Origin of the sequence: Stappia sp. BW2, assembly GCF_008107695.1 — a bacterium.
Taxonomy (GTDB): domain Bacteria; phylum Pseudomonadota; class Alphaproteobacteria; order Rhizobiales; family Stappiaceae; genus Roseibium.
The window spans coordinates 1-373 of sequence record NZ_VIRG01000032.1 but is presented as its reverse complement, the minus strand read 5'-3'; the positions used below and the strand labels follow the sequence as shown (position 1 = coordinate 373).

Sequence of the window (373 nt, the reverse complement as noted above, 5' to 3'; positions counted from 1 at the left end):
AGTGCCATGGAGGCGCATGTGTCGAACAGGTGCGAGCGGCTGCGCACGCCGTCGTTCAGATCGGGGGTGCGCCGCAGCCGTTCGTCCGCGCGCGTCAGCAAACGGCTGGCGCGATCGAGCGGGTCGGCCACCTTGGGCCAATCCAGTGATTTCAGGGACTTGCGGAGATCGTAAGCGGTTGACATCGGATGATAATATTTCATTAACGATAAGCAACAAGCAAAAAGATATCATTACATGGATGTGTCGCAAGATGACAGACTCAGCAGCGATAAGTACTGCTTATCGAAGGTTAGACATCTTGGCCGTCCCATGCTAGAAAACAGGTCAGTGCCCACCTCTCATGAAGCTGTCAGCGATGCCCGAAAGCCCC

Annotated in this window: 1 pseudogene; it reads right to left on the bottom strand. The window is 55.5% G+C overall.

The annotated features are described in order from the left end of the window. Positions 1-185: pseudogene (locus FMN63_RS00155) on the bottom strand (RHE_PE00001 family protein); the annotation flags it as partial. Between the last annotated feature and the right edge of the window lie 188 nt (positions 186-373).